Source organism: Ureibacillus endophyticus, assembly GCF_003628435.1.
GTDB classification, from domain to species: Bacteria; Bacillota; Bacilli; order Bacillales_A; family Planococcaceae; genus Ureibacillus; species Ureibacillus endophyticus.
Window position 1 is genome coordinate 1 of sequence record NZ_RBZN01000090.1, and the last position, 3,915, is coordinate 3,915.

The following is a 3,915-nucleotide window of genomic DNA, read 5'->3' on the forward strand; positions in this document are numbered from 1 at the left end:
AAGTCATTCATGGTAGAGAAGATGAGGAAAGTCATCGTATGAGAAATAGGAAAAGCATATTTTCAGCAGAAGTGTAAAAAGGAAATGAGCAAAAAGTGTAAAATTCGACTTGACGTCTACAATATATAGCTCCGCACGCTTTGTTATGTCGTCTGGTTCTGAAACATCATATATTTGCTTTAACACTCGGTCAATTTCTTTATTTACCTGCTCCATATAATTCATTTTCAACTTTGCTACTATTCGATCGCTATGCTGTAAAGATGAGTAATAAATGTCATTGAACAACAAATAAACATTTTTAAAATCACCATCTGAAAGTTGCTGATATTCTTGGTAAACTAATTTCTCTTCCTTTTGTAACTTATCCACTTCATCCTTATCTTTCTTTCTTAAATATTCTTCCATTTGCTCTTTGAAAGCCATTATGTCCAGCACAAATTGATTTATTTTTTGCTTTTCCTTCTTACTACTAAATTGCTCATTGTAGTCTTTGAAATCATTATAATGCTTCACTAAGAAGACCCAAATATCAAATGCAGGTTTAGAAAATGAATATTCCTTTGCTCCAACCGCTCTATATTGAGTTTCATCAATCCATTGTATATCGCAACCGAATATTGAACCACTTGTTAATTGAGCCAGTGAGCCACTTAATACACTCTGTCTTTTCCAGAAGAACACCTCGGCTTTATTTGGAGTGGCGGGCATGATACCCTTGTGCGGGCGTTAAATCCTTGCTACTACACCCTTTAAGCGCGAATCATGCCCGCAGAGGCTCCATGTAAAGCCTACTGATAAACTTGCTACTAACTTTATCTTGTCCATGAAAATGGCTCATTTTTTTAGTTGCGAAGTGGCTCACAATTCAATTGCGAAATACAATCCATGGTGTCGCTAATAACTCCCTTATAATCGAAGAAGTTTTACGAGCTTGATACTCTGGTGTTTTATCAGGGAACGCCTCTCTTCCAACATCAGTTAAATTATATGCCATATCACTAAACCTACCTTTAAGGGCTATTTTGAATAATTCATATTATTCTATTATTATACAATCATAACCATAGACATAAATATGGATTTTCAAAAATCACCTTTAAGTATTGCTTAGAATTCTAATATATTACTGTGTAATCGATTCCAGTTGTCATTTCGATAATCAATAGCGAAGTATATTAATTAGTACTAATAATCATTACTTGAGAAATCATTCTTCTCCTTCATCAAATAATACTTGATACTTTCATTAATAAAACCCGAGATTGATTCAATTTGTCCATGCTCCAGCAGCATCTTAATAATTACATGTAGATTATTCTCCAAATACGTTGTTACCCTTGTATGCGATTCCTTGAACTTTGGCTTAGTTGCAACATCGATAATTTTTGGAGAGAACATTTCCCCATTAATAACCCATTGTGTTTTTTCCATTTTTCATTTCACCCTTTCTACGTCTACATCAAGATCTACTTCTATGTAGACTTATTATTTTTATTGTTTTCTTCCTTTATAGATATCAAAATATAAAAATCAAGAATAAAGAACCTTCATGGTTACCTCATTGAGTGACTTGCGCATTTATTTCTCCAAGAGTAATTGCACTAGGTAATTTCACATTACTTTACTCAACTAATTATGCTTCTAATAATGTTATTACAAATTTCAAGTCGACCAAAAATTATGAACATGTTTGTAACGTATATATTTTGAGGTGATTAAATGAACTTATCCAATAGTACAGAACGAATAAAACTAGAACTTAAAAAACAAAACGAAATGAAGATCGTTCAGCTAACCCAATCGCTACAACAAAAGAAAACTGAACAAAAACAACTTCAAGAACAACTAACTCAAGCACAAAACATACAAGAAATACAACTGTACACAGCAAGACTCCAACGTGCAGAACGTTCTATCTCTAGTATTTCGAGTCGACTCAAAAACTTAGGTGTCACAGAAAAAAGAGGTAGACCGAAAAAAGAAGCTTCTGAACGCTATCAAGATCAACGTAAGAAATTCACTGCACATTTACAGCCTGAAACTGTTGAATACCTTAAAACACTAAAAGCAGATGGCATCATATCCAATATTTCTGCGTTCCTTGATGATTTGGTTGCTGAATATCAAAAAAAAGAACAGTTAGCATAGTTGCTAGCTGTTTCTCTTTGATACTAGTAATCTTCAGGAAAGAGCATCATTACATGGTCAACTTGATCCATTATCCACACCTTGCGTTCTATTGGTCTAGCTGTTGTTAGTTCAACAAAGATAGTCGTTTCTCGTTCTGGTTCCTCTTGTCTTTGGATGAACCATTGCTGGTCGTCTTCAATGTAGAATTCAAATATTTGAAGGTAGTCGGTTAGTTGTTGATGATGCTTCAAGATATATTGAACAATGAATTGCTGGTGTTCGACAGGGAGTTCCTCTGCAATTGCTCTTGTCATGTAGAACAGTTTGTTTGGTTCGAACATTAGAAATCACCAATCCCTTCATTCCAAGCCGCATGTTCACGAAGCCATTCCTCAATTTCAGCTTTGTGACTATTCATTAGAGAATAGTAGAGTTGTATAAATGGTCCTTTTCGTAATCCACAACGATAGTATTCAACTTCACCAATCTCAACTTTTTCTACGAACTCTAATGCAAATGGATCACTAAACCTTCCAATCACATCATCACCTTTCTCCAATACAAAAAGAGCTTGCATTAATGGAAAGCGGTAGTTTAGTAAATAGATATTATCGTGATTTTCAGCTTCATATATTCCTAGAAAGTCCTGTTCAATTTCTTTTATTAATGGCATAGGTAATTTATTCTCAGCTCTTAGATACTCAATATCACTCAGACATTGAATGATTCTCATTTGTTTCCCTTCTTTCAAATAGTTTTATAGAAGATCCACTGCATTTTGTTTCTCTTCTTTGGATGTGTTGATGTAGTACTTCACTGTCATGTTGATTCCTGCATGACCTGCTAACTTGGACACAGTACTAAGTTCCACACCATTTTTTAGTAGACGAGTGCAAAATGTGTGGCGCAGCTTGTGAGGGTGAATGTGGAATCCAAGACGTTTTCCTGTGAGTTCCAACCATCTTCTGACCGCATCTCTGTGCATCTTTCCAGCTCTTTGACTCACCAACAGGTAGGGGCTTTCGGGAAACTTGCTTTTGCCTCGTTCGCCCTGCAGGTACACTTGAATGGCTTCGAGGACGTCCTTTCGCAAAGGAATCTCTCGAAATTTCCCTTTGCCCTTCACAGTTAGATGGGAAGTCAATTGATCAACGTCTGTGATTTTGATGTTTACCAACTCAGACACACGAATGCCTGTGTAGAGGAGCAGGTAGCCAATCAATTTGTTGCGCTGTGTTTCTTTCTCTAGGTGGAAAAGGAACTGTTCTACCTGCTGGTCATTCAAAATACTCACTTCTGCTTCTGAACCATGAGCAACCTTCACTTTGTCTCTTTTGATGCTGATAAAAATATCATCTACTAGTCTACTTTTGAACAAATAGTCATTGTAAACCTTTAACGAATTTACCTTTTTGTTACGAGTGCTAACTGCCATTCCTTCTAAATGTTTCATGTAGCTAGTGAAATAGAATCGACTAAGCAACACTTCTGGATCACAGTCTTTCTCAACCAAATAGTCATTGAACTTTCGTATGTCGTTCATGTAGCTTTCAATTGTTGCCACTGCTTTACCATCTTCTAGTAGCCATTGTTGAAATGATTCTAGTATATTTCCTGTCATTATATTTCCTCCTAAAATAAAAAAAGAGTAGCGGATTATTTGAACTGAACCCTATTTTATAGACAGTTTAATAAAAAGGGATATAGTTGTGTTTAAGCCGCAATAAGATGACTTCGGTAGGCTGCCGGAGTCATCTTTTTTAACGTCCATTGCTTTCTTGT

7 protein-coding genes are annotated in these 3,915 nt (G+C 35.7%); 1 reads left to right on the top strand and 6 read right to left on the bottom strand.

What is annotated here, in order from left to right; translation table 11 throughout:
* Positions 1-3: 3 nt before the first annotated feature.
* The 3 genes from D8M03_RS17170 to D8M03_RS17175 form a co-directional block, all read right to left on the bottom strand.
* Positions 4-684, bottom strand: coding sequence for a hypothetical protein (locus D8M03_RS17170; protein WP_147404845.1), 681 nt, complete (start codon positions 682-684; stop codon positions 4-6).
* Positions 685-868: 184 nt separating this feature from the next.
* Positions 869-997 (bottom strand): hypothetical protein, encoded by a 129-nt coding sequence (locus D8M03_RS18020; protein WP_281272174.1) that lies wholly within the window; start codon positions 995-997, stop codon positions 869-871.
* Between the two features lie 191 nt (positions 998-1,188).
* Positions 1,189-1,434, bottom strand: a complete 246-nt coding sequence (locus tag D8M03_RS17175; RefSeq protein ID WP_121216011.1) for a hypothetical protein — start codon at positions 1,432-1,434, stop codon at positions 1,189-1,191.
* Positions 1,435-1,722: 288 nt separating this feature from the next.
* Between D8M03_RS17175 and D8M03_RS17180 the strand changes: the two genes are divergently transcribed.
* On the top strand, positions 1,723-2,151 hold the full coding sequence (locus tag D8M03_RS17180) for a hypothetical protein (RefSeq protein WP_121216012.1): 429 nt from the start codon (positions 1,723-1,725) through the stop codon (positions 2,149-2,151).
* A gap of 23 nt (positions 2,152-2,174) precedes the next feature.
* On the opposite strand, the gene D8M03_RS17185 is transcribed toward D8M03_RS17180, so the two are convergent.
* Genes D8M03_RS17185 through D8M03_RS17195 form a run of 3 tightly spaced genes read right to left on the bottom strand, consistent with a single transcriptional unit; the run spans position 2,175 to position 3,754 of the window.
* Positions 2,175-2,474: a DUF960 family protein gene (locus D8M03_RS17185; protein WP_121216013.1), complete on the bottom strand. Its 300-nt coding sequence runs from the start codon at positions 2,472-2,474 to the stop codon at positions 2,175-2,177.
* Positions 2,474-2,866 carry a hypothetical protein gene (locus tag D8M03_RS17190; RefSeq protein ID WP_121216014.1) on the bottom strand — a complete coding sequence of 131 codons (393 nt, stop codon included), beginning with the start codon at positions 2,864-2,866 and terminating at the stop codon, positions 2,474-2,476. The genes D8M03_RS17185 and D8M03_RS17190 overlap by 1 nt, the downstream gene beginning before the upstream one ends.
* A 24-nt stretch (positions 2,867-2,890) precedes the next feature.
* Positions 2,891-3,754 carry a tyrosine-type recombinase/integrase gene (locus D8M03_RS17195; RefSeq protein WP_121216015.1) on the bottom strand — a complete coding sequence of 288 codons (864 nt, stop codon included), beginning with the start codon at positions 3,752-3,754 and terminating at the stop codon, positions 2,891-2,893.
* Positions 3,755-3,915 lie beyond the last annotated feature (161 nt).